Consider the following 24,332-nt stretch of genomic DNA (forward strand, 5'->3'; position numbering starts at 1 on the left):
ATATGTAAAAACACCACGAAATATGCGTTTTTCATGCGAAAAAACAAGAGAATTATCTTTTTTGAGTGCAATTCTCTTGTTTTATGTAATGAGTATGAAAAATAAGTACAAGGAATAATCAGTGGGAAATTCCCACTGATTACATGTAAGTTTTTTGTTGTGTATGAATTAGAAACTATTATTTTGAAGGTGAACCTTTAATATATTTCCACAAGTCATGGAAGACATTAGCTTTGTGTAATGTATTAAGTAGTACTAAGGTGACTGGGCCGATGATTAATCCTAAAAAGCCAAAAAGTTTAAAGCCGACAAATAGAGCGACGAGTGTTGCTAATGGATCGAGACCGATGTTAGATGAAAGTACTTTCGGCTCCATAATTTGTCTTTGGACAATCACGACGATGTATAAAATGAGAAGACCAATGGCGAATGCGGTATCGCCAGTGAAAAATACGTATATAACCCATGGAACGAAGACTGCGCCTGTTCCTAAGTATGGTAGTAAATCTACAACTCCTGTAATAATCGCAATAGTAATGGCGTATGGTACGCGTAATATTAAAAGTCCGATTAGTACAATGACGGTTGTCATAGATACGAGTGTAAGTTGCGCTTTCACAAAACCAAACAAAGCTTTTCTTAAGTCGACAAAAATAGTTTTTCCATAGCCATGTACACGATTCGGTAGCAATTTTCTTGCTTTCTGAGCAAGACGGTGCCAATCGTAACTAATGAAGAAAGTGGCTAATAAAATGAATACAAGGACAGTTAAAGTTGTTGGCAGTGCACTAATGAAATTCGTTAACCCGCTTATAATGGCGGTTAAAAGTTCTTTCATTTGTGTTGTTGCTTCTGTTCCTAAGTTTTGAATGTTTTGTGTAATTGTATAGCGCTGTGGTTCTCCAAGATGATTAAATTTAGAGATTAAATCATCGTAGAGAGGCATAATATGATTAAGTGCAAATTGCTGAGCGAATGTAACGATATCTGGAAACTTTACTGTAACAAGTTGTAGTAAGTATGTTGTGGCAGATATTGCTTCAGTCACAAGATATGTAACAAGTCCAACGATAGCTCCAAATACGAGAATTAAGCTAACGAGTACTGCTAGTGCGCGAGGAAATTGTAGTTTTTGATTAAGGAAATTGACGACAGGATTAATCAAATAAGCAAATGCAAAAGCGATAATAAAAGGATAGATAAGCCCTGACATGTATAGTAATACATAGAACCCAGCTACCGTTGCTACAATGACAAATATGAGTCGCAATATCATATATAGTAAGTTTCGGTTCAAAGATGTATACCTCCCATTCCAATTTGGATTATCCTAATTCGTTCAACTTATAACGAGTGTGCCCCACTGATTAAAGTTTCACTTTACCCCGCTATTTGCGGGCAAGTAAATCTCCTACCCGAAGTGCGGCTGGATCAAAGGAGTTAGCTAGAGATAAACTGCCCGTAAAAGCCCGATTGGTGAAGGCTAATAATCAGTGGAAAATGCCCCACTGATTAAAGTTTCACTTTATGTTATAGTGGAATGATGGATTTTTCCTGCTTTTTCAGTATGTGAGTGACTGTGAAAGCTTGGTGTTGATGCTTCTACTATATGGTAAAAACTTCATTTTCTCTTCTTTTTATTTTACCTGTTTCTTATTAGAAAAGAAAGAAGAGACGACTGTTTTCAAAAATGTATACATGCTTAATTTTTTTTGGTGAAAGTCTCAGTTTGTCATTTTAAAATACATAAAAAATGAAGTGATTCATGTTGAATAGGCATCGATATAGCATGTATAACGATAGGTTTAAAGGTATTTTTGTTTGGAAATGAGTTCATTATTTTCAGAAAGGAAGTGCAAACATGATTAGTCAGTCAACGTTATTTTTATTCATACTACTTATTATAGGACTTATTGCTAAAAACCAATCGCTTACTGTAGCTATTGGTGTGTTATTTTTATTGAAGTTTACGTTTTTAGGAGATAAGGTCTTTCCTTATTTACAAACGAAAGGAATTAACCTAGGTGTAACGGTCATTACAATAGCGGTGCTCGTACCGATTGCGACAGGAGAAATAGGTTTTAAACAACTTGGAGAAGCGGCGAAATCTTATTATGCGTGGATTGCTTTAGCTTCAGGTGTAGCGGTCGCTTTGTTAGCGAAAGGCGGCGTACAATTGTTGACGACGGATCCTCACATTACAACTGCGCTTGTTTTTGGGACAATTATAGCGGTTGCGCTATTTAATGGGGTTGCTGTTGGTCCGTTAATTGGGGCTGGAATTGCCTATGCGGTTATGAGTATTATACAAATGTTTAAATAAGGAATTTTATAGTAATATAAAATTTTTGAATTCTTTCTGTTCACAAAAGTCAGATAATTGTTTATAATAGGATTAGAAACTTTGAAAAGTTACATAACAGCAGAGACTTTACACCAGATAAAATAAAAACAACATAAAACAATTTTATAATGATATTGTTTTATGTTGTTTTTATCATAAAACTCTTCGGAATGTATTTTCCTCACTAACTTGTTGTTTTGAGCGTGAGGATTCGGGGAGACATTCACGCTCATGCTTTCCATGTAAACAATGGACAATAAGAGGGGAACATCGCAACAAATTTGCATGATCGTGCATTTTGCTTGCCTAAAGAGTGAACGGGCGTTCATAATTCAAAAGGGGAGCAAATAGATATAAGGAGCAAGGTTGGGAGAATTTTCAGGAAAAGGAGAGAATGTCATGACTGTTATTCGAGGTTTAGAAGGGGTAGTAGCAACAACATCATCTGTGAGCTCTATTATTGATGATACATTAACTTATGTTGGGTATAATATTGATGATTTAGCTGAGAATGCTACGTTTGAAGAAGTAGTGTACTTATTATGGCACCGCAAGCTTCCTAATGAAAAAGAACTAGCGGAATTTAATGAAATTGTATCAGAATACTATAAAGTTCCAGGTGAGATTTTAACATATTTGAAACAAGTAGATTTAAAAATTGCACATCCGATGTCTGTTTTACGAACTGCAATTTCCATGCTATCATTATACGATGAGAGCGCTGAAATTATGGATGAAAAGTCCAATTATTTGAAAGCGGTTAAATTACAGGCGCAAGTCGGAACTTTAGTTGCTGCTTACGCGAGAATCCGTAAAGGTTTAGATATTGTTGAGCCAAGAAAGGATTTATCATTAGCTGCAAACTTCTTGTACATGTTAAATGATCGCGAGCCAAATGAAGTTGAAATTGAAGCTTTTGATAAGGCGCTTGTACTTCATGCAGATCATGAGTTAAACGCTTCTACATTTACTGCACGTGTTTGCGTAGCTACACTTTCAGATGTATATTCTGGTATTACAGCAGCAATCGGTGCATTAAAAGGTCCTCTTCACGGTGGGGCAAATGAAAATGTAATGAAGATGTTAACTGAGATTGGTGAAGAAGAAAATGTAGAGTCATATATTCATAATGCTCTTCAAAATAAAGTGAAAATCATGGGCTTTGGCCACCGTGTGTATGAGCAGGGTGATCCACGTGCAAAACACTTACGTGAAATGTCTAAGAGATTATGCGTGCTTTTAGGAGAAGAGAAATGGTATAATATGTCTATCAAAATTGAAGACATTGTAACAAAAGAAAAAGGTCTTCCACCAAATGTTGATTTCTATTCAGCTTCTGTATACCATTGTTTAGGAATTGACCATGACTTATTTACACCTATTTTTGCAATTAGCCGTATGTCAGGCTGGTTAGCTCATATTCTAGAACAATATGAAAACAACCGTTTAATTCGTCCGCGTGCTGATTATAATGGACCAACGCATCAAGTGTATGTTCCAATTGCACAACGATAAGCGAATAACACTATTTTGATAGTGAAAATACGCTTTCAAAAGTCTGATTTTTTCGGAAAGATGTAATGATTAGAATATTTTAATTTGACTAACGGTTTGAACTGAGGGGTTATTCCCTCAGTTTCATACATATGAAATTTCAAACATGGGGGTTATCACATTGACGACAGGTGAAAAAATTACTGTAACTAATGGTGTTATGAATGTACCAAACAATCCGATTATTCCATTTATCGAGGGAGATGGAATTGGTCCTGATATTTGGGCAGCTGCATCTCGCGTACTAGAAGCAGCAGTTGAAAAAGCTTATGATGGTGAGAAGAAAATCGTTTGGAAAGAAGTGCTTGCAGGGGAAAAAGCATTCAACCAAACAGGCGAGTGGTTACCAGAAGAAACTTTAAACTTAATTCGTGAATATTTAATCGCGATTAAAGGTCCACTTACAACTCCAGTTGGCGGTGGTATTCGTTCTCTAAACGTAGCACTTCGTCAAGAATTAGATTTATATGTATGTCTACGTCCAGTTCGTTATTTTGAAGGTGTTCCTTCACCTGTAAAACGTCCGGAAGATACTGATATGGTTATTTTCCGTGAAAATACAGAAGACATTTATGCTGGAATTGAATATGCACAAGGATCTCCAGAAGCAGAAAAAGTTCTTGCTTTCTTAAAAGAAGCAATGGGTGTTAATAAAATCCGCTTCCCAGAAACATCTGGTATTGGTATTAAGCCGATTTCAGAAGAAGGGACAAAGCGTCTTGTTCGTGCTGCAATTCAATATGCAATTAACGAAAAACGCTCTTCTGTTACATTAGTTCATAAAGGAAACATTATGAAATTTACAGAAGGTGCTTTCAAAAACTGGGGTTACGAAGTAGCGGAACAAGAATTCGGCGACAAAGTATTTACTTGGGCTGAATACGATCGTATTGTTGAAAAAGATGGTAAAGATGCAGCGAATAAAGCGATGGCAGACGCTGAAGTGGCTGGAAAAATCATCGTAAAAGATTCTATTGCAGACATCTTCTTACAACAAATTTTAACTCGTCCACGTGAGTTCGATGTTGTTGCAACAATGAACTTAAATGGTGACTATATCTCTGATGCACTTGCTGCACAAGTAGGTGGAATTGGTATTGCACCTGGTGCAAACATTAACTATGTGACTGGACATGCTATCTTTGAAGCTACACACGGTACAGCTCCAAAATATGCAGGTTTAGATAAAGTAAACCCATCTTCTGTTCTTCTTTCAGGTGTATTATTATTAGAACACTTAGGATGGAACGAAGCTGCGAAATTAGTAACTGCTTCTGTTGAGAAAACAATTGCTTCAAAAGTAGTAACTTATGATTTCGCACGCTTAATGGAAGGTGCAACAGAAGTGAAATGTTCTGAGTTCGCTAATGAACTTATTAAAAACATGGATGTAGCGATAATCAAAAACGCATAATTAAAGCGGGGGGTAAATTATGACAATCAAACGCAAGAAGGTTTCAGTCATCGGTGCAGGATTTACAGGAGCAACAACGGCATTCTTATTAGCACAAAAAGAACTTGCAGATGTTGTATTAGTGGACATTCCACAACTGGAAAATCCAACAAAAGGGAAAGCGTTAGATATGTTAGAAGCGAGCCCAGTACAAGGTTTTGATGCTAACATTATTGGAACATCTGATTACGCAGATACTGCTGATTCTGACGTTGTCGTTATTACAGCAGGTATTGCACGTAAGCCTGGTATGAGCCGTGATGACTTAGTAGCAACAAACTCTAAAATTATGAAAAGTATTACGCGCGACATTGCAAAACATTCACCAAATGCAATTATTGTTGTGTTAACAAATCCAGTTGATGCAATGACATATTCTGTATTTAAAGAAGCAGGATTCCCGAAAGAGCGTGTTATCGGTCAATCGGGTGTATTAGATACAGCTCGTTTCCGTACATTCATCGCACAAGAATTAAATCTTTCTGTAAAAGATATTACAGGATTTGTTCTTGGTGGACACGGTGACGACATGGTACCTCTTGTCCGTTATTCTTATGCAGGCGGTATTCCGTTAGAAACGTTAATTCCGAAAGAGCGTTTAGAAGCAATCGTAGAACGTACACGTAAAGGTGGCGGTGAGATTGTAGGCTTATTAGGAAACGGTAGTGCATATTACGCACCAGCAGCTTCTTTAGTTGAAATGACAGAAGCAATCTTAAAAGATCAACGCCGTGTATTACCGGCTATTGCGTACCTTGAAGGTGAGTATGGTTATAGTGACCTTTACTTAGGGGTACCAGTAATTCTAGGTGGTAACGGAATTGAAAAAATTATTGAATTAGAACTTCTTGCGGATGAAAAAGAAGCGTTAGATCGCTCTGTAGAATCTGTACGTAACGTAATGAAAGTTCTTGTTTAATAATTGAATAGTAGTGAAAAAGATTCGGGATTCCGAATCTTTTTCTACTATTTACCGAATTGTTTTTTTGAAATAATATGAAAACGCTATCATTTGTAATATCCTATAATGAAACTGTAGATTTATACTATACATTGCCCTCATCATAGTAAATTTCGGATAAGGTATCGCTTTTAGTAGGATAATAAGGTGAAAAAATCGGAGGGGGTTGTAACATGTTAAAGAAAAAAGTTCAAATTGGTCGTAAAATGGATGAAATTACAGTAGGAGAGAAATTATCTAGCACTGAAAAAATTGAGGATAAAGATTTGTTATTGTACTTAGGGTTAACGAATGATGCCAATCCATTATATATTCAGCATGATTACGCATCCCAAACTCCGTATGAAAAGCCGATTGTACCAAGCATTATGCTAACGGGAATGATTACAACGGCGGTTACGAAATATTTACCGGGTCCAGGAAGTCATATTACGAGAAAGGACCTTACATTCGTGAAACATGTTCACCATTATGAAACGTTACAAATCCACTTTGAAGTTGTGGCTGTTTCTGAGGAGGAACATACAATTGATATGCTTGTATCTGCTCATGATGAAAAAGGAGAAACTGTTGTAAAGGGTTCATTAACAGTAACGCCACCTTATAAATCTGTTTCCATTATGGAAAAAGCATTAGATAACTTTTAAAAGATGAAAATAAAAATAGCGCTAGCATACCTTTAATAAGGATGCTAGCGCCATTTTTAGTTGAAAAACCCTTCTTTGAACCCTTCAGCAAATTCTGAGCAACCCGTTTTAATCGTATCCCAGCTAGGAGCGTTAAAAGCAAGGATACATGTGACTGCTAAAGATAGAATGGATAGTATTAGTCGCATAATAGACCTCCAAATATTATTAATTTATATATTAAGATTAATAATATTATTATCGGTAATTGAAGTCAATTAAAGGAGTGGTTTTTTAGGTGAGGTGGAAAAGAGAAGAGTGATCTTTGAAACGGTAAGAGAAGCTGAAGTGTGGGCAGACGGGTTTGTGAGTGAAATGTACGGGAGAGTATTTGATGGATATGAAACACCAGATTATAAAATAGCGTATGCTTTATCTTTTCTCTTAGCGCAAAATCGAGAACTCAATATTCATACGGAAGTAGAATTTAATAACGATATGGAAGTATATAAAGTATGGATAACAAAACATAATTGAGGCGAACGTAATTGTTTTTAGGAATAACAATAGCACAATCCGAATCCATGAATAGACAATTATATTGAGAGGGACCTTGTTTTCTAGTATGATGAGAATAACGGGGAAAATACTAGGATGAAGAAGGTTTCAAGTCTATAACTTGGAGGAAAAGAATGAACAATCGTATTTTAGTAGTTGATGATGAGGAATTTATCTTAACTTTAATCGAATTTAATTTACAACAAGCTGGGTTTGAAGTTATAACAGCGATGGATGGAGAAATGGCGCTTCAAAAAGCGACAACAGAACGCCCAGATTTAATTATATTAGATTTAATGCTTCCGAAAATGGATGGTATGGAAGTGTGTAAAGAATTACGATTGCAGCGCGTTATGACGCCGATTTTAATGTTAACGGCAAAAGATGATGAGTTTGATAAGGTGCTAGGCCTTGAACTTGGGGCAGATGATTATATGACAAAGCCATTTAGTCCAAGAGAAGTTGTTGCTCGTGTGAAGGCAATTTTGCGCCGCACGAAATTACAACAAGAAGAACAAGTTGCAGAAGCGCCAGACGAAGATAGCATCACAATTGCAGAACTTAAAATTTTACCGGAGTTTTATGAGGCTTATTTCCAAGGAAGAAAGCTTGAATTAACACCAAAAGAATTTGAACTACTTGTGTATCTTGCGAAAAATAAAAGTCGCGTGTTGACACGTGATCAATTATTAAGTGCTGTATGGAATTATGATTTTGCTGGTGATACACGAATTGTTGATGTTCATATTAGTCATTTGCGCGATAAAATTGAACAAAATACGAAAAAACCGACGTACATTAAAACGATACGTGGTTTAGGATATAAATTAGAGGAGCCAAAAGGGAATGAATAAATTTCGTTCCAGGCTTCTTTTTACATTTGTTTCTCTTATTGTATTTATTTTAGTTGGACTAGGTTTATTACTAGAAACTGTGTTTGAAAACTACTATATAGATCATGCTAAAGAGAGAATGGTAAAAGAGACGGAGTATGTTGCGACGTTAGCAGAAGAGCAAGGTTTTAATAATGTCTTAAAAAATCCATACGTATTTGAAAAGTTAGAAGAAAAAATACCAGCTTCTATCGTATTTTTGGATGAAAAAAAGAAAGTTCAATATAGAAAAGGACAAGAATTGGCATTTAGTCCAGAGACGATTAAAGAACTTTCTTCGGAAGTGGCAAAACAACGAAGTAAAGTAATTACGAAAGAAACGGATCGAAAGAATGAATTTTATCATGCGGTGTTCGTTCAAGATGTAGAAGGAAAACAAGGATACATTTTGGTGAAAAGTATAATTGATCCTTTAAGAGACGTACATCAAAAAACGTGGGGATTATTAATTATCGGATTTGTCATTGCTTGTCTCGTAGTTGTATTTTTAGGTATGAAAATTACAGGGCAATATATTAGGCCAATTGAATCGGTTACGAAAGTTGCAATTGAATTGGCAAAGGGTAATTATAAAGCACGTGCATACGAAAGTCATTCGGATGAAACAGGAATGCTGAGTAAAGCGATTAATATTTTAGCACGAAATTTACAAGAGATGACACTTGAACAAGAAATGCAACAAGATCGTCTGCACACGTTAATTGAAAATATGGGAAGTGGAATGATTTTAATTGATAGCCGAGGATATATAAACCTTGTAAACCGCTCTTATAAGGAAACTTTCCACGTAACAGATGAAGAATATTTAGATCGCTTATATTATGAATCGTTTCATCATACAGAAATTATTGAGCTTGTAGAAGAAATCTTTATGACAGAAGTGAAAGTGCGTAAACAAATGTTATTGCCACTTGGAATTGAACGGAAGCATTTCGAAGTATATGGAGCGCCGATTATCGGGACAAACCATGAATGGAAAGGGATTGTTCTCGTATTCCATGACATAACAGAGTTAAAGAAATTAGAACAAATGAGAAAAGACTTTTTAGCGAATGTTTCTCATGAATTAAAGACACCGATTACTTCTATTAAAGGTTTTTCAGAAACACTCTTAGACGGAGCGATGGATAATAAAAAATTCTGCGAACATTTCTTGCACATTATTTTAAAAGAAAGTGAGCGCATGCAAGGATTAATTGAAGATTTATTAGATTTGTCGAAGATCGAACAACAAGGATTTAAATTAAATATGGGAACCGTTGACATGAAGGGGCTGCTTGAAGATATTCATATGGTGCTTGATAATAAAGCAGGAGAAAAAGAAATCTCTTTACAAGTGAATGTATTAAAACGTGCCTCTGTTATTGGAGATCCAAGTCGTTTGAAACAAATCTTTATTAATTTAATTAATAACGCAATCGTATATACACCGGCTGGAGGCGTTGTTTCAGTAGAGTTAGCGGAAGATAAATATAATGCTTATATAAAAGTATCGGATACTGGAATTGGTATTAGTAAAGAGGAAATTCCGCGTATTTTTGAACGTTTCTACCGGGTGGATAAAGCAAGAAGTAGAAATACTGGTGGTACCGGCCTTGGATTGTCGATCGTAAAGCATTTAGTTGAGGCGCATCAAGGTACGATTACAGTAGATAGTGAAGTTGGAGAAGGGACAACGTTTACAGTTGTTTTACCGAAATCAGCAACTGAAAAATAGGATGAAGGATGTTTACAATATATTAACAATGGCTTAATTAAATATTAATAAAGCTCTGTTAATATAATACATGAAAACCCCTTCATCCAAGGAGTAATTTTGGACGAGAATAGTTAAGCTGTTCTCGTCACTTCCCTTTATGCCAATATAAGTCTGTTTTATATATGAAAGAAAATAGCCGTTATTTTTCTTCTCTCTATTAGTCATGTTAATATAGAGAGAGGAAAGGAACGGTTTTTTTCTGTGAAAAAAATCATTTCAAATTTGTATGGGGAGGTTTTAATTTTGGAAAAAAAGGTCGTATTAGTAGATGGTAATAATATCGCGTACCGTGCTTTCTTTGCACTACCGCTTTTAAATAACGACAAAGGTATACATACGAACGCAATTTACGGTTTTACAATGATGTTAATGAGAATATTAGAGGAAGAAAAGCCAACTCATATGTTAGTGGCGTTTGATGCAGGCAAAACAACGTTCCGTCATAAAACGTATAGTGAGTATAAAGGAGGGCGTCAAAAGACTCCACCTGAATTATCAGAGCAATTCCCATTTATTCGTGAGATGCTGGATGCGTTCAATGTACCGCGTTATGAATTAGAAAATTATGAAGCGGATGACATCATGGGAACGTTAGCGAAAGAAGCGAGTGAGCAAGGGGCAAGTGTAAAAGTTATTTCAGGAGATAAAGATTTACTTCAACTTGTTTCTGATAACACGCTTGTATGTATTCCGCGAAAAGGGATTACAGAAGTGGATGAATATACGAAAGAAGCTTTATTTGAAAAATACAGCTTATCACCAAAGCAAATTATCGATATGAAAGGTTTAATGGGAGACCAGTCAGATAATATACCGGGTGTACCAGGAGTTGGTGAAAAAACGGCAATTAAATTGTTAACACAGTTTGGAACGGTTGAAGCGGTGTATGAAAATATAGATCAAGTAAGTGGGAAGAAATTAAAAGAAAAACTGGAAGAAAATAAAGAACAAGCTCTTATGAGTAAGGATCTTGCAACTATTATTACAGATGCGCCGATTACAGTTCATGTGGATGATATGGCGTATAAAGGATATGAAGCAAGTGATGTCATTCCAATGTTCGAGAGTTTAGGATTTACATCTCTTTTAAATAAATTAGGCGTTACGCCAGAAGAAACTGCTCCAGCTGAATTAGATGATATTACATTTGATATTGTGGAAGAAGTTACAGAAGAAATGCTTCAGCAAGATAGTGCGCTTATCGTTGAAGTACAAGAAGATAACTATCATAAAGCAGACATTCAAGGTTTCGGTATTCAAAATGAAAATGGATGTTACTTTATTCAGACAGACATTGCTCTTAAGTCAGATGCTTTTAAAGAGTGGCTTGCAGATGGAGAAATGAGAAAGCATACATTTGATGCGAAGCGTGCAATCGTTGCACTGAAATGGAATGGGATAGATATGCAAGGGATTGACTTTGATCTATTAATCGCTGCTTATTTACTTGATCCAGCTGATACGGATAAAGACTTCCGTACTGTAGCGAAAATGAAAGAAACGCATGCTGTGAAATCTGATGAAGAAGTTTACGGAAAAGGTGCGAAGCGTGCTGTTCCAAAGTTAGAGGTAGTAGCGGAGCATGTGGCTCGTAAAGTTCATGTATTATATGATGTAAAGCAAACATTCGTTGAAGAGTTAAAGAAGAATGAGCAATATGAACTGTTTACAGAGTTAGAATTGCCGCTTGCACGTGTATTAGCTGATATGGAAGTAAAGGGTGTAAAAGTTGATACAGAGCGTCTTCGTAATATGGGAGAAGAACTTGCGGGTAGATTAAAGGAAATGGAACAGGAAATTTATAAGCTTGCGGGAACAGAATTTAATATTAATTCACCGAAGCAGCTTGGTGTTATTCTGTTTGAGAACTTAAACTTGCCGGTTATTAAAAAGACGAAAACAGGTTATTCTACGTCAGCTGATGTACTAGATAAGCTTATGAATCACCATGAAATTATTCCAAATATTTTACATTATCGTCAATTAGGGAAACTAAATTCAACTTACATTGAAGGTTTACTGAAAGTTGTACATGAAGATTCATCTAAAATTCATACTCGCTTTAATCAAGTGTTAACGCAAACAGGTCGATTAAGTTCAACGGATCCGAACTTGCAAAATATCCCGATTCGATTAGAAGAAGGAAGAAAGATTCGTCAGGCATTTGTTCCGTCAGAAGAAGGATGGGTTATGTATGCGGCTGATTATTCACAAATCGAACTGCGTGTATTAGCTCATATTGCAAATGATAAAGGACTAGTTGAAGCATTCCAACATGATATGGATATTCATACGAAAACAGCTATGGATGTATTTGGCGTTGAAAAAGATGAAGTAACTTCAAATATGAGACGACAAGCGAAAGCTGTTAACTTCGGAATTGTATATGGTATTAGTGATTATGGTCTTTCACAAAACTTAGGAATTACAAGAAAAGCAGCAGCGGAATTTATTGAAAAGTATTTAGAAAGTTTCCCTGGTGTACAAGAATACATGGAGGACATCGTAAAAGATGCGAAACAAAAAGGATATGTGGCTACATTATTAAATCGTCGCCGTTATATTCCAGAAATTACGAGTCGTAATTTCAATTTACGTAGCTTCGCTGAGCGTACAGCGATGAATACACCAATTCAAGGTACTGCCGCAGATATTATTAAAAAAGCGATGATTATTATGGCGGATCGTTTAGAAGAAGAAGGATTACAAGCACGTCTTCTTCTGCAAGTACACGATGAATTGATATTTGAAGCGCCAAAAGAAGAAATTGAAAAATTAGAGAAGCTTGTACCTGAAGTAATGGAGCATGCAATTGAACTCGCAGTTCCGCTGAAAGTTGATTATTCTTACGGTCCAACTTGGTACGACGCAAAATAAGGAAGTGATGAAATGCCTGAATTACCAGAGGTTGAAAATGTCAGACGGACACTTGAAAATCTTGTAACAGGAAAAACGATTGAAGATGTTATTGTTACTTATCCAAAAATAGTGAAACGACCAGATGATGCAGAAATTTTTAAAGAAATGCTAAAAGGCGAGAAGATTGAAAATATAAAGCGAAGAGGTAAGTTTTTGCTTCTATATGTAACAAATTATGTTATTGTTTCACATTTGCGTATGGAAGGTAAGTTTTTACTACATCAAGAGGATGAGCCGATTGATAAACATACGCACGTCCGTTTTTTATTTACAGATGGAACGGAATTACATTATAAAGATGTGAGAAAATTTGGTACGATGCATCTCTTTAAGAAAGGTGAAGAAATGAACCAAATGCCTCTTGCTGACTTAGGTCCGGAGCCATTTGATGCGGAATTGACAACGCAGTATTTACAAGAAAGATTGCAAAAGACGAATCGTAAAATAAAAGTTGTGCTATTGGACCAGCGTCTTTTAGTAGGGCTTGGAAATATATATGTAGATGAAGTTTTATTCCGTTCTCAAATTCATCCTGAACGAGAAGCGTCGTCTTTAACAGTGGAAGAAATTGAGCGAATTTATGAGGCTACCGTTACAACGCTAAGCGAAGCGGTGAAGCGTGGCGGAAGTACAATTCGAACGTATATCAACTCACAAGGGCAAATTGGTTCGTTCCAAGAACTCCTAAATGTATACGGAAAAAAGGGAGAACCGTGTGTAACTTGCGGTACGATATTAGAAAAAACAGTTGTTGGCGGACGAGGAACGCATTACTGCCCAATTTGTCAGCCTAGAATATAGAAAAGAGATAACATCGGATAGGCATTTGTCATATACATACAGCAGAGCTATGTATAAGGGAGGAGCTTACCGATGTACCTTTATTTATCTCTTATTTTATTAGCTTTTACATTAAGCTTGGATAGCTGTAGTGTAGGGCTAACATATGGTTTAAGAAGCGTAAGAATTCCACTAAGATCAATTATAATTATCGGAATGTGTTCAGCGGCTGTTATGCTTGTTTCAATGGGAATTGGACATATGATCGCGAAAGTATTTTCACCTGTTATCGCAACGCGTATCGGTGGGCTTGTTCTTATTGGAATAGGGATTTGGGTATTATATCAATTTTTTCGAAGTGAGAAAAAAGAAGAACCGAAGCAAGAGGAGAAGGTCTGGAAATTAGAGATTGCCTCGCTAGGGCTAGTGATTCAAATTTTAAGGAAACCGACTGTAGCAGATTTTGATAAATCAGGCACCATTTCTGCAGGAGAAGCATTGCTTCTTGGTATCGCTCTTTCTGTAGACTCATTTGGTGCCGGAATTGGTGCATCTTTATTAGGGTATGCACCCGCTATGATGGCGATATTAGTTGCAATTATGAGTTCTTTGTTTTTATTTATTGGAATGAAACTTGGAACGGTTTTATCGAATATGAAGTGGTTACAAAAATTTACATTCCTGCCTGGAGTATTACTCATTATTATTGGAATTTGGAAAATGTAAGTATGGGCGTGGAACATTAGTTTCGCGCCTTTTATTATGAGGAGGATTATGATGACAGTAGTAATTGGATTAACAGGAGGCATTGCAAGCGGAAAAAGTACAGTATCTCAAATGTTTCGTGAACTGATTATACCAGTAATTGATGCAGATATTATTGCACGAGAAGTTGTAGAGCGAGGAAAACCAGCATATAACAAAATAGTAGAAGTATTTGGAACGGAAGTGTTACAAGAAGATGGAGAACTAGATCGTCCAAAACTAGGAAGTGTCGTTTTCTATAATGAAGAAAAACGATTGCAGTTAAATAAAATTGTTCATCCTGCAGTACGTGAGGAAATGAATAGGCAAAAGGAAATGTACATAAAAGAAGGTATGCAAGCAGTTGTGTTAGATATTCCTCTCTTATTTGAAAGCAAATTAACAAGTCTCGTTGACCGCATTTTAGTTGTAGCGGTTAAGCCGCATACGCAATTAGAACGTTTAATGAAACGAAATAACTTTTCAGAAGAAGAAGCAACAGCTCGTATTCAATCTCAAATGCCGTTAGAAGAAAAAGTGAAAAATGCAGATGAAGTGATAAATAATGATGGCACAATTATGGGAACGAAAACACAATTGCAGGTAATTTTAAGGAAGTGGAACATTATTGACTAAAAAATTGTGAAATTAATGAAAATGCTTAGTGACATATCTCCTTTTTGTGTTATACTATTATTGGGATTGGAGATAAATAGTATAACGTATTCAAGGGGGATAACATATTATGACTCGTGTGGCAATTAATGGATTTGGACGTATTGGGAGAATGGTATTTCGTCAAGCAATAAAAGAAAGCGCATTCGAAATTGTAGCAATCAATGCAAGCTATCCATCTGAAACGTTAGCACACTTAATTAAATATGATACAGTTCATGGCAAGTTTGACGGAACAGTAGAAGCATTTGAAGATCACTTATTAGTTGATGGAAAAATGATTCGCCTTTTAAACAACCGCGATCCAAAGGAATTGCCTTGGACAGATTTAGGTGTTGAAGTTGTAATTGAAGCAACTGGTAAATTTAATTCAAAAGAAAAAGCAATTCTTCACGTTGAAGCTGGAGCGAAAAAAGTTATTTTAACAGCGCCTGGTAAAAATGAAGATGTAACAATTGTAGTTGGTGTGAACGAAGACCAATTAGATATTACAAAACATACTGTTATTTCAAATGCATCTTGTACAACAAACTGTTTAGCGCCTGTTGTGAAGGTGTTAGATGAGCAGTTTGGAATTGAAAACGGTTTAATGACGACAGTTCACGCTTATACAAATGACCAAAAAAATATTGATAACCCACATAAAGATTTAAGAAGAGCACGTGCTTGCGGACAATCAATCATTCCGACAACGACAGGTGCTGCGAAAGCGCTAGCAAAAGTTCTTCCACATTTAAACGGAAAACTTCATGGTATGGCACTTCGTGTACCAACACCAAACGTGTCTCTTGTTGACTTAGTAGTAGATGTAAAACGTGATGTGTCAGTTGAAGCTATTAACGATGCATTCAAAACTGTTGCAAACGGTGCGCTTAAAGGTATTGTAGAATTCAGCGAAGAGCCTTTAGTATCTATCGACTTTAATACAAATACACACTCAGCTATTATCGATGGTTTATCTACAATGGTAATGGGTGATCGTAAAGTGAAAGTACTTGCTTGGTATGATAACGAGTGGGGCTACTCTCGTCGTGTTGTAGATCTTGTAACGTTAGTTGTTGAAGAATTAGCGAAACAAGAAAATGTACAACATATTTAAGTGAATAAGGGGAGGGCAAGTGAATATTTGCCCTCTTTTTTTATTTTTTTCTAAAAAGGTAAAAATTATAGGAGTATATTTTCGAAAGTGGACATACCACGAAACGTTGTGATTACTGTATTTGTGAATCATTTATTTTTTTTAGGGAAAAGTAAAGAGGAAAATATGACAGAAAATCGAAAAAACTGTTGTTGCAAAATGAAAATAAACAAAGTATACTAACACTCGTAAACTTAAGAGCTGAGGTACGTAGTCACTACTTAAAGGGTTAGGACCTCTCTGGACTAACTTTCCCCCGTGGTAGTGGAGCAAGCCAAATTGCAAATTAGTTTTCAATTCGAACAGTTAGAATAAATTTACAAGGGGGAACTGTAGAATGGATACTATGGATACGATGGGTCGTCACGTGATTGCTGAACTTTGGGATTGCGATTTCGACAAACTGAATGACATGCCGTATATTGAACAATTATTTGTGGATGCAGCACTAAAAGCGGGTGCTGAAGTGCGTGAGGTTGCTTTCCATAAATTTGCACCACAAGGTGTAAGTGGAGTAGTAATTATCTCGGAATCACATTTAACAATTCATAGCTTTCCGGAGCACGGTTACGCAAGTATTGATGTTTATACTTGTGGGGATCGTATTGATCCAAATGTTGCTGCAGAATATATTGCAGAAGGTTTAAACGCGAAAACGCGTGAGAGCATCGAGCTTCCTCGAGGCACTGGTAGCTTCGAAATTAAGCAGAGAGAAACAAAAGCTCTTTAAAAAAGAACATAATTGATTTAAAATGTAAAGAGGTGTATAATGCACCTCTTTTTTAGTTTATAAAAAAGGAAAAATATAACGTACTCGTTAGTTGAATAAATTGGATTCTTGCAAATGAGGTAGTGCTCTATATACCATCTTATTTTTAAGGATGAGATGATAAAGTGATGCGCTGAAACTTAAAGTGGTAAGAGAGTTAGAATGAGTTATATAATATTGTATATATATTTTAGGTGAAGTGAGTAGAGAAAAATAAAGAGTATAGTGTAAAGGAGTGAATGTATTGCGTTGTCCATCCTGTTCTCATAATGGTACAAGAGTGTTAGATTCGCGTCCGGTAGACGAGGGGCGCTCTATTCGAAGAAGGAGAGAGTGTGAAAGCTGCTTAAGTCGCTTTACGACCTTTGAAAGGGTAGAAGAGTCACCTCTTATCGTTGTAAAAAAAGAAGGCACACGAGAAGAGTTTAATAAAGAAAAGATTCTACGTGGTTTAATTAAAGCGTGTGAAAAAAGACCAGTATCTTTAAGACAATTAGAAGAAGTAACACAAAGCGTGGAACGTGAACTGCGTAATTTAGGTATATCAGAAGTGAAAAGTGATATGATTGGTGAAATTGTCATGGAAGAACTTCGCGATATTGATGATGTTGCTTACGTACGTTTTGCTTCTGTATATCGTCAATTTAAAGATTTAAATGTATTTATTGAAGAATTAAAAGATATACTGCAAAAAGAAAGAGAGTAGAAGTTGTATTTTATTCTCTTTACATACCGTAAGTAATAGGATAAGAGAGCTAGAAGCGCAAGCTAATAGCTCTTTTTCACTAAGAATTTATATAATAAAGATAGAACGTATGAAGTAGAGGATAGATTGGATGAGAGAAAGGAAAAGCAAGAATGGAAAAACAGTCATGGATGGAGCTATTGCCGATTGATCGTTATAAAGTAAGTGCGAAAGGGCTACTGCACAATTACGACCGAAAAGTGTTAACGATGTTGTATCAGCCGTTAATAGGTAGTAGAGCTTTTAGCTTATACATGACACTATGGGGAGAGCTAGAGCAAGATCGTGTATTTGGAAAAGAGAATACGCATCATTCCCTTATGGTGACTATGCAAATGCAACTTCCTGAAATATATGAGGAACGAGTAAAGTTAGAGGCAATTGGGTTATTGAAGGTATATATTAAGAAAGAAAAAGATATTCGAATGTTCATATATGAGTTGCAACCACCTTTATCTCCGAAGCAGTTTTTTGATGATATTGTTTTAAGTATCTTTTTATACAATCGATTGAGCCGGACAAAATATAATCAAGTAAAGCAATATTTCTTAGAAGAAGAATTTGATTTTATTTCTTATGAAAATGTTACGCGTTCTTTCAATGATGTGTTTGGTTCGTTTAATCCAGGACAGCTGGAGCATGCGCAAGAAGACCTTCGTATTCCAAAAACGACAACTATGCCAAGTAACGAGAAGGGAGACGCTCCGAAAGTTTGGAATGATTTCTTTGATTTCTCTTTATTTGTAGATGGATTGTCCGCTCTTGTTCCTAAAAAGGCGATTACAGATCAAGTGAGAGACTGCGTTATAACACTTGCTTACGTGTATGGTGTAGATGTGTTATCGATGCAAAATATCGTTCTTGGTGCAGTGACAGAGATGCAAACAATTGATACGGAAAGGCTTAGAAAAGGAGCGCGCGATTGGTATCAATTTGAAAATGGTCAAGCATTACCGGTATTAAGTGAAAGAGTACAGCCTCATGCTGCACGTACGATGAAAGAGAAAGAGCCTTCATCGCAAGAGGAGATGTTAATAAAGCAGCTAGAGGAAATCTCGCCAAAACAACTATTGAAAGAGATTTCTGGTGGTGCAGAGGCAACGAAAGCGGACTTGCAGATCGTTGAAGATGTCATGATTAATCAAAAATTGACACCAGGAGTTGTGAATGTACTTATTTATTACGTTATGCTACGCTCAGATATGAAACTTGCGAAAACGTATGTCGAGAAGATTGCTGGGCATTGGGCACGTAAAAAGGTCGGTACAGTAGCGGACGCGATGGCGTTAGCGAAAGAAGAGAACCGTCAATATCAAGAGTGGGCTGAGACGAAGAAAAAAGGCCGTACGGCGAAGAAAACGGTGCGGAAAGAAATGGTGCCAGATTGGCTTAAGGAAGAAGAGCCGAAAGAACAAGAGAAAGAAACAGAGAAGAAAGATATAAATGTAGAAAAAGATGCAAGTACGCTAGAAGATGAAAGAAAACGACTAGAAGAAGTGTTAAAAAAATATAAGCGTGATTAATAGAAGAGAATGAACGCTCTTTGAGGTGAGAAAATGGAGCATATTCAAAATTCATTTGCAAAATTAATGGAAAATGAAAACTTTAAAAATAGATATGAAGTACTAAAGGCAGAAGTAATGGCGCATCCGCGTGTGAAAGAATTTATAGACGAGCATAAGGGTGAAGTAACGACTTCTATGATTGAGCGCAGTCTTGTGAAGTTATATGAATATATTGGACAAAGTGTAGGTTGCGTGGATTGTCCGGATTTAGGTTCATGTAAAAATATGCTACAAGGTTATGAGCCAAAGCTTGTTATTCAAGGGAAGATGATTGATATTCAATACGATCGCTGCGTTAGAAAAGTAGCGCATGACGAGAGAAAGAAATATGAAAAACTCGTTCAAAGTGTATATATGCCAACGGATATTTTGCAGGCAACTATGGAAAACTTAGACCCTTCTGATTTAAATGCACGTATCGATGCAATTGGTGCAGCGAATGAATTTTTAAGTACATATGAACCAGGTAAAAAAGCACAAGGTTTATATTTGTACGGTAAATTTGGTGTAGGAAAAACGTACCTTTTAGGAGCAATAGCGAACGAGCTTGCTCGAAAGAAAATAAGTTCGATGCTCGTATACTTCCCGGAATTTTTACGTGAAATTAAAAGTTCAATTCAAGATAATTCCATTGGTGAAAAGATTGATGCGGTTAAACGCGTACAAGTTTTAATGTTAGACGATATCGGGGCAGAAGCGATGTCAAGCTTTGTGCGTGACGATGTGCTTGGTGCAATCTTGCAATTCCGTATGTTAGAAAACTTACCGACGTTCTTTACGTCTAATTTTGATTTTAAACAACTGGAACACCATTTAACGTATACGCAGCGTGGTGAGGCTGAAGAAATGAAGGCAGCACGTATTATGGAGCGAATTAAATATTTAGCGAAACCAATTCCAATTGGTGGGAAAAACCGTCGTCATAAGTAAAAGAGCAAGCTGAGAAGCTTGCTCTTTTGTATTATAGTGATATTTTCTTTTCAAATATGAGGTCGAAATATTCAGGTTGTCCAGAACTGCCAATCGTAGGGGCAACAATCTGTACGAACCTCCAGCCATCTCTAGCATGTTCTTGAATAATTTCTTGGTAGTCTTCAGCTGGTTTTGAGCGAGTGAACCCCCAATGTAATTCGACTTTTACGAATTTATATTCAAACATTCAAATACCCCTTTTTATTGATAAGTAAAGTATACAATAAAAATTCATAGTAGCTTGTATCATTTTTTTCTCCCTCCCTTAATATATATAAAATTAGCAAGCCATATTGAGTGGATTTTCTAACGATAGGAAATGTGATTCTACTAAGAGTGAAATTCACGTGGGACGGACTCTTATAGGATTTGTAACGTATAGATACAGTCCTTTAGAGCGGGGATAAAAGGGGGGACAAAAGTGATTGAAATTTGCTTCGAAGAAAAAAATGATGCTATGCACGTATATAGACAATTGCTGAAAAGAGCGGAAGTGTTATATAAGGAAACGAGTGTGTATTTACAGGAACAAAAAGTGGTGATTCACATACCAGTACGTGAATCGAATTATATTGAAAAAATCTTATTGCCAGTAATGGTGTATTTCATTGTGAATGTGAAACAAAATGAGTGGATTTATAAGATTTTAAAAGAAAAGTTTTTTTATGAAGAACAAGAAGAGTGTCATCAAATATTGCACATGGCACATGAGATTTTAAAGGGAAGAAGAAAAGGTGTAGCTCAGGATTTAACGCGTAACGCATTTGAGTCATATATTAAGTCTTCTTTAAATAATTGGCTTTGTGATCCGCTCTCATTCTCGTTTTCATCATATATCCGTTTTCGTCTTCGTACATATAGGGAAATGGTGGCTAAACTTGCGGAAGTGGCAATTGATGAATATAAGATGGAGCAAGAATACCAAATGTTCATTGAGACGCTTCGGCAACAAGTAAGTAGCCGTAAATCACGTTTGTCTTGCGTGCATCTTATTTTTGATGAAAGCTTTATCTTTTATGATGATAAAGGTAGACGTTTAAAACAGGAGAAGTTGGTCCAATATATAGATGAGGAATTATTAAAGCAAAATGATGTATATATTGATACGAAAGTAATTGCGCCGCTTCTTTCTATTTCGCCTAAAAAGATTTATTTATATACGAAAGAACAAGACCATAATATGATTATTACTTTGCGAAATGTGTTCCAAGAACGGGTCCAATTACATGAATTACATGATTTTGAGCGCAATGTGAAAAATTTAAAAAATAAAGGTAACGCCCTTGATTTTCTAAGTTTTTGAGCATATAATTACCTACATAAATGAAATATATTGAAATGTCATGATGAGGACATGAGTAGTTTTCTACGATTTTCAGAGAGGGAAGCCTTAGGGTGTGAGCTTCCTAGTACGGGATTATTACTTACCACCTCTAAACTTTAGCAGTGAACGGTTTTTCTAGTAATTGCTAACGGACAACACCGTTATGTTGAACTTGAGCAATTAACAATTATGTTAATTGGAACAAGGGTGGAACCACGAATTCAACACTCGTCCCTTTTTACGGGATGAGTGTTTTTTATTTTGAGAAAAAGAGGAGTGACCAGTGATGGCAGATGTAGTTAAAATTACTTTCCCTGATGGAGCTGTGAAGGAGTTTCCAAAAGGCGTAACAACTGAAGAAATCGCAGCTTCTATTAGCCCAGGCTTAAAGAAAAAAGCTGTAGCTGGAAAATTAAACGATGAGATGATCGATCTTGTTACACCAATCGAAGAAGATGGTGCAGTTTCTATCATTACATTAGATTCTGAAGATGGCCTATATATTTTACGCCATTCAACAGCCCACCTTTTAGCACAAGCGTTAAAACGTTTATATAAAGATGTTAAGGTTGAGCTTGGCATTGGTCCAGTAATTGAAAATGGCTTCTACTACGATATTGATATGGAAGAAGCAATTACAGTTGAAGACTTCAAGAAAATCGAAAAAGAAATGCAAAAAATCGTGAACGAGAACTTAGAAATCGTTCGTCATGAAGTACCACGTGCAGAAGCAATTCGTCGCTTTGAAGAAATCGGCGATGAGTTAAAATTAGATTTAATTAACGATCTTCCAGAAGATGCAGTTATTTCAATCTATGAGCAAGGCGAATTTTTCGACCTTTGTCGTGGTGTTCACCTTCCATCTACAGGGAAAATTAAAGTGTTTAAATTATTAAGCGTTGCAGGTGCTTACTGGCGCGGCGATAGCAATAATAAAATGCTACAACGTATTTACGGTACTGCATTCGTTAAGAAAGCAGAATTAGATGAGCACTTACGCATGCTTGAAGAAGCGAAAGAGCGCGATCACCGTAAATTAGGTAAAGAATTAAAACTATTTACTAATAGCCAAAAAGTAGGACAAGGTTTACCACTTTGGTTACCAAAAGGTGCAACAATCCGCCGCATTATCGAGCGTTACATCGTTGATAAAGAAGCAAGCTTAGGCTATGATCACGTATATACTCCAGTACTAGGGAGCAGAGAGCTTTATGAAACTTCTGGTCACTGGAACCACTACCGTGATGGCATGTTCCCATCAATGGAAATGGATAACGAAGAATTAGTTCTTCGTCCAATGAACTGTCCTCATCATATGATGGTTTATAAAAATGATATTCACAGCTACCGTGAATTACCAATCCGTATTGCAGAACTTGGAACAATGCACCGTTATGAAATGTCAGGTGCGTTATCTGGATTACAACGTGTACGCGGAATGACTTTAAACGATGCGCACATTTTCGTTCGTCCAGATCAAATTAAAGAAGAGTTAAAACGTGTTGTAAACTTAACTCTAGAAGTGTACAAAGATTTCGGTTTAGAGAACTACTCATTCCGTCTATCTTACCGCGACCCAGCAGATACTAAAAAGTATTATGCGGATGATGAGATGTGGGAAAAAGCACAAGGTATGTTAAAAGAAGCTATGGATGAAATGGGTCTTGATTACTATGAAGCTGAAGGTGAAGCGGCATTCTACGGTCCAAAACTTGATGTTCAAGTTCGTACTGCTCTTGGAAAAGACGAAACACTTTCAACTGTACAATTAGACTTCTTACTTCCAGAACGCTTTGAATTATCATACGTTGGTGAAGACGGTAAACAACATCGTCCAGTTGTAATTCACCGTGGTGTTGTATCAACTATGGAACGTTTTGTAGCCTTCTTAATTGAAGAATACAAAGGTGCATTCCCAACATGGTTAGCTCCAGTTCAAGTACAAGTAATTCCAGTTTCTCCGCAAGTACATTTAGACTATGCGAAAAAAGTACAAGACGAATTGCGTCGTGCTGGTATCCGTGTTGAATTAGACACTCGTGAAGAGAAGATAGGTTACAAAATCCGTGAAGCACAAATGCAAAAAATTCCGTACATGCTTGTAGTAGGTGACAATGAAGTGACTGAAAACGGCGTAAACGTACGTAAATATGGTGAACAAAAATCAGAAACAATCGCATTAGATGCTTTTGTTGACATGATTAAAGTAGAAGGAAAACGATAAGAAAAAGCCGCGGTATACCGCGGCTTTTTTATGTAATATACTCGAGAGAAATTAGAAAAAATAACCATGTGACACTTATCATAAAAAAGTATTGCAAGTATGTTAGTTGTTTGTTACAATATTTCTTGTTGTTAGTAAAACACATCGCGTCTTCTTGACAGACGTCATGTCCTATGATAAACTCATCAAGGATAATAGAATATTGTTTTGTGGAACAAGTAGAAGCACCCGCTTCTCACCTGATGGACGCATTCGCAGTTAACAGGTAAATGTATTTCTTACTTAAGATTTTACAAGTGTGGGTGTCGTATGCCCGCACTTTTTTTGTT

21 protein-coding genes, 1 pseudogene and 2 other annotated features (1 of these 24 running past the window's edge) are annotated in these 24,332 nt (G+C 36.4%); of the genes and pseudogenes, 19 read left to right on the forward strand and 3 right to left on the reverse strand.

Going from position 1 to position 24,332, the window contains the following annotated elements; translation table 11 throughout:
• Positions 1-178: 178 nt before the first annotated feature.
• A complete protein-coding gene (gene ytvI, locus ACQGS6_RS06585) occupies positions 179-1,297 on the reverse strand; it encodes a sporulation integral membrane protein YtvI (RefSeq protein WP_001081388.1) in 1,119 nt (372 codons plus the stop codon).
• A 564-nt stretch (positions 1,298-1,861) separates the two neighbouring features.
• On the opposite strand from ytvI, the gene ACQGS6_RS06590 reads away from it, so the two are divergent.
• From ACQGS6_RS06590 to ACQGS6_RS06610, 5 genes are all read left to right on the forward strand, one after another.
• Positions 1,862-2,323, forward strand: a complete 462-nt coding sequence (locus ACQGS6_RS06590; RefSeq protein ID WP_000625507.1) for a DUF441 domain-containing protein — start codon at positions 1,862-1,864, stop codon at positions 2,321-2,323.
• 387 nt (positions 2,324-2,710) lie between these two features.
• Positions 2,711-3,859 (forward strand): citrate synthase, encoded by a 1,149-nt coding sequence (citZ, locus tag ACQGS6_RS06595; protein ID WP_000503652.1) that lies wholly within the window; start codon positions 2,711-2,713, stop codon positions 3,857-3,859.
• Positions 3,860-4,019: 160 nt separating this feature from the next.
• Positions 4,020-5,312 carry an NADP-dependent isocitrate dehydrogenase gene (gene icd, locus ACQGS6_RS06600; protein WP_000206898.1) on the forward strand — a complete coding sequence of 431 codons (1,293 nt, stop codon included), beginning with the start codon at positions 4,020-4,022 and terminating at the stop codon, positions 5,310-5,312.
• A 19-nt stretch (positions 5,313-5,331) separates the two neighbouring features.
• The gene (gene mdh, locus ACQGS6_RS06605; protein WP_000153232.1) at positions 5,332-6,270 is read left to right on the forward strand and encodes a malate dehydrogenase; all 939 of its coding nucleotides are present in this window, start codon (positions 5,332-5,334) and stop codon (positions 6,268-6,270) included.
• A 215-nt stretch (positions 6,271-6,485) separates the two neighbouring features.
• Complete coding sequence (locus ACQGS6_RS06610; RefSeq protein WP_242785141.1) at positions 6,486-6,959, forward strand: MaoC family dehydratase; 474 nt, start codon at positions 6,486-6,488, stop codon at positions 6,957-6,959.
• Between the two features lie 56 nt (positions 6,960-7,015).
• Here ACQGS6_RS06610 and ACQGS6_RS06615 read toward each other — a convergent pair whose 3' ends face one another.
• A complete protein-coding gene (locus tag ACQGS6_RS06615) occupies positions 7,016-7,147 on the reverse strand; it encodes a hypothetical protein (RefSeq protein ID WP_001237022.1) in 132 nt (43 codons plus the stop codon).
• 89 nt (positions 7,148-7,236) lie between these two features.
• Between ACQGS6_RS06615 and ACQGS6_RS06620 the strand changes: the two are divergent.
• The 12 genes and pseudogenes from ACQGS6_RS06620 to dnaI all read left to right on the forward strand — a co-directional run bounded on the left by ACQGS6_RS06620 (position 7,237) and on the right by dnaI (position 20,413).
• A pseudogene (locus ACQGS6_RS06620) lies at positions 7,237-7,475 on the forward strand (hypothetical protein).
• A gap of 155 nt (positions 7,476-7,630) precedes the next feature.
• A complete protein-coding gene (gene phoP / locus ACQGS6_RS06625; RefSeq protein WP_001065220.1) occupies positions 7,631-8,350 on the forward strand; it encodes a two-component system response regulator PhoP in 720 nt (239 codons plus the stop codon).
• Positions 8,343-10,106: a sensory box histidine kinase PhoR gene (gene phoR / locus ACQGS6_RS06630; protein WP_001032108.1), complete on the forward strand. Its 1,764-nt coding sequence runs from the start codon at positions 8,343-8,345 to the stop codon at positions 10,104-10,106. Before phoP ends, phoR begins: the two co-directional genes overlap by 8 nt.
• Before the next feature lie 285 nt (positions 10,107-10,391).
• The gene (polA, locus tag ACQGS6_RS06635; protein ID WP_242785140.1) at positions 10,392-13,025 is read left to right on the forward strand and encodes a DNA polymerase I; all 2,634 of its coding nucleotides are present in this window, start codon (positions 10,392-10,394) and stop codon (positions 13,023-13,025) included.
• 12 nt (positions 13,026-13,037) lie between these two features.
• On the forward strand, positions 13,038-13,868 hold the full coding sequence (mutM, locus tag ACQGS6_RS06640; protein ID WP_001114477.1) for a DNA-formamidopyrimidine glycosylase: 831 nt from the start codon (positions 13,038-13,040) through the stop codon (positions 13,866-13,868).
• A gap of 72 nt (positions 13,869-13,940) precedes the next feature.
• Complete coding sequence (gene ytaF, locus ACQGS6_RS06645) at positions 13,941-14,573, forward strand: sporulation membrane protein YtaF (RefSeq protein ID WP_000281743.1); 633 nt, start codon at positions 13,941-13,943, stop codon at positions 14,571-14,573.
• Positions 14,574-14,624: 51 nt separating this feature from the next.
• Positions 14,625-15,227: a dephospho-CoA kinase gene (coaE, locus tag ACQGS6_RS06650; RefSeq protein ID WP_000219293.1), complete on the forward strand. Its 603-nt coding sequence runs from the start codon at positions 14,625-14,627 to the stop codon at positions 15,225-15,227.
• Positions 15,228-15,336: 109 nt separating this feature from the next.
• On the forward strand, positions 15,337-16,365 hold the full coding sequence (locus ACQGS6_RS06655; RefSeq protein WP_000198968.1) for a glyceraldehyde-3-phosphate dehydrogenase: 1,029 nt from the start codon (positions 15,337-15,339) through the stop codon (positions 16,363-16,365).
• Positions 16,366-16,750: 385 nt separating this feature from the next.
• On the forward strand, positions 16,751-17,134 hold the full coding sequence (gene speD, locus ACQGS6_RS06660) for an adenosylmethionine decarboxylase (RefSeq protein WP_098413228.1): 384 nt from the start codon (positions 16,751-16,753) through the stop codon (positions 17,132-17,134).
• A 283-nt stretch (positions 17,135-17,417) separates the two neighbouring features.
• A complete protein-coding gene (nrdR, locus tag ACQGS6_RS06665) occupies positions 17,418-17,879 on the forward strand; it encodes a transcriptional regulator NrdR (RefSeq protein WP_001203687.1) in 462 nt (153 codons plus the stop codon).
• A gap of 152 nt (positions 17,880-18,031) precedes the next feature.
• The gene (locus ACQGS6_RS06670; RefSeq protein WP_000415034.1) at positions 18,032-19,441 is read left to right on the forward strand and encodes a replication initiation and membrane attachment family protein; all 1,410 of its coding nucleotides are present in this window, start codon (positions 18,032-18,034) and stop codon (positions 19,439-19,441) included.
• A 33-nt stretch (positions 19,442-19,474) separates the two neighbouring features.
• A complete protein-coding gene (gene dnaI / locus ACQGS6_RS06675; protein ID WP_000400104.1) occupies positions 19,475-20,413 on the forward strand; it encodes a primosomal protein DnaI in 939 nt (312 codons plus the stop codon).
• A 31-nt stretch (positions 20,414-20,444) separates the two neighbouring features.
• On the opposite strand, the gene ACQGS6_RS06680 is transcribed toward dnaI, so the two are convergent.
• Positions 20,445-20,642 carry a DUF4177 domain-containing protein gene (locus ACQGS6_RS06680; RefSeq protein WP_000464457.1) on the reverse strand — a complete coding sequence of 66 codons (198 nt, stop codon included), beginning with the start codon at positions 20,640-20,642 and terminating at the stop codon, positions 20,445-20,447.
• Positions 20,643-20,876: 234 nt separating this feature from the next.
• Between ACQGS6_RS06680 and ytxC the strand changes: the two genes are divergently transcribed.
• Positions 20,877-21,758, forward strand: a complete 882-nt coding sequence (ytxC, locus tag ACQGS6_RS06685) for a putative sporulation protein YtxC (RefSeq protein ID WP_426964969.1) — start codon at positions 20,877-20,879, stop codon at positions 21,756-21,758.
• Positions 21,759-21,789: 31 nt separating this feature from the next.
• Positions 21,790-22,018 (forward strand) — a binding site (T-box leader).
• 47 nt (positions 22,019-22,065) lie between these two features.
• Positions 22,066-24,003 (forward strand): threonine--tRNA ligase, encoded by a 1,938-nt coding sequence (gene thrS, locus ACQGS6_RS06690; protein ID WP_000786083.1) that lies wholly within the window; start codon positions 22,066-22,068, stop codon positions 24,001-24,003.
• Between the two features lie 210 nt (positions 24,004-24,213).
• Positions 24,214-24,332: a sequence feature (ribosomal protein L20 leader region), on the forward strand; it runs 2 nt beyond the window's last position.

Source organism: Bacillus sp. GMs2/2 (assembly GCF_050172095.1).
GTDB lineage: Bacteria > Bacillota > Bacilli > Bacillales > Bacillaceae_G > Bacillus_A > Bacillus_A cereus.

Excerpts from the sequence above, each read along its gene's own strand:
- ACQGS6_RS06590 (WP_000625507.1), top strand. The coding sequence starts at position 1,862 with ATGATTAGTCAGTCAACGTTATTTTTATTCATACTACTTATTATAGGA.
- mdh (WP_000153232.1), top strand. The coding sequence starts at position 5,332 with ATGACAATCAAACGCAAGAAGGTTTCAGTCATCGGTGCAGGATTTACA.
- ACQGS6_RS06610 (WP_242785141.1), top strand. The coding sequence starts at position 6,486 with ATGTTAAAGAAAAAAGTTCAAATTGGTCGTAAAATGGATGAAATTACA.
- ACQGS6_RS06615 (WP_001237022.1), bottom strand. The coding sequence starts at position 7,147 with ATGCGACTAATACTATCCATTCTATCTTTAGCAGTCACATGTATCCTT.
- phoP (WP_001065220.1), top strand. The coding sequence starts at position 7,631 with ATGAACAATCGTATTTTAGTAGTTGATGATGAGGAATTTATCTTAACT.
- phoR (WP_001032108.1), top strand. The coding sequence starts at position 8,343 with ATGAATAAATTTCGTTCCAGGCTTCTTTTTACATTTGTTTCTCTTATT.
- mutM (WP_001114477.1), top strand. The coding sequence starts at position 13,038 with ATGCCTGAATTACCAGAGGTTGAAAATGTCAGACGGACACTTGAAAAT.
- ytaF (WP_000281743.1), top strand. The coding sequence starts at position 13,941 with ATGTACCTTTATTTATCTCTTATTTTATTAGCTTTTACATTAAGCTTG.
- coaE (WP_000219293.1), top strand. The coding sequence starts at position 14,625 with ATGACAGTAGTAATTGGATTAACAGGAGGCATTGCAAGCGGAAAAAGT.
- ACQGS6_RS06655 (WP_000198968.1), top strand. The coding sequence starts at position 15,337 with ATGACTCGTGTGGCAATTAATGGATTTGGACGTATTGGGAGAATGGTA.
- speD (WP_098413228.1), top strand. The coding sequence starts at position 16,751 with ATGGATACGATGGGTCGTCACGTGATTGCTGAACTTTGGGATTGCGAT.
- ACQGS6_RS06670 (WP_000415034.1), top strand. The coding sequence starts at position 18,032 with ATGGAAAAACAGTCATGGATGGAGCTATTGCCGATTGATCGTTATAAA.
- dnaI (WP_000400104.1), top strand. The coding sequence starts at position 19,475 with ATGGAGCATATTCAAAATTCATTTGCAAAATTAATGGAAAATGAAAAC.
- ACQGS6_RS06680 (WP_000464457.1), bottom strand. The coding sequence starts at position 20,642 with ATGTTTGAATATAAATTCGTAAAAGTCGAATTACATTGGGGGTTCACT.
- thrS (WP_000786083.1), top strand. The coding sequence starts at position 22,066 with ATGGCAGATGTAGTTAAAATTACTTTCCCTGATGGAGCTGTGAAGGAG.